A 267-nucleotide genomic window follows, 5' to 3' on the forward strand; every position below is an offset into this window, starting at 1 on the left:
GGTTGAGGCGTTCGGGTGGCATGTCTTTGCTGGTAATGCCCAGCACAGCGAGGTCGATCGCCTGCTCGGTCTGGTGCACACCGGTCACGCCATTGGCCAGGCTTTCCAGCGTGTTGAAAGGCGTCACCGCAAGACCGCAGTCTTCCAGTTGGTGCTGCAGGGCCTGGCGCGCCAGCTCATGGTTCTCCAGCACCGCAACGCGGCGCCCCAGCAGCGGCGGGCCGGGCAGGTCCTCGGCGTCGTCGCGGGTCTTGGGCAGGCTCAGGC

Annotated in this window: 1 protein-coding gene; it reads right to left on the bottom strand. The window is 67.4% G+C overall.

Annotated elements, in window-relative coordinates; translation table 11 throughout:
• Positions 1 to 267, bottom strand: a 267-nt coding sequence (locus AAEZ18_RS18950) for a hypothetical protein (protein WP_352255961.1), incomplete at both ends; no start/stop codon positions are given.

Source organism: Pseudoalteromonas sp. 19-MNA-CIBAN-0066 (genome assembly GCF_040308705.1).
GTDB classification, from domain to species: domain Bacteria; phylum Pseudomonadota; class Gammaproteobacteria; order Enterobacterales; family Alteromonadaceae; genus Pseudoalteromonas; species Pseudoalteromonas nigrifaciens.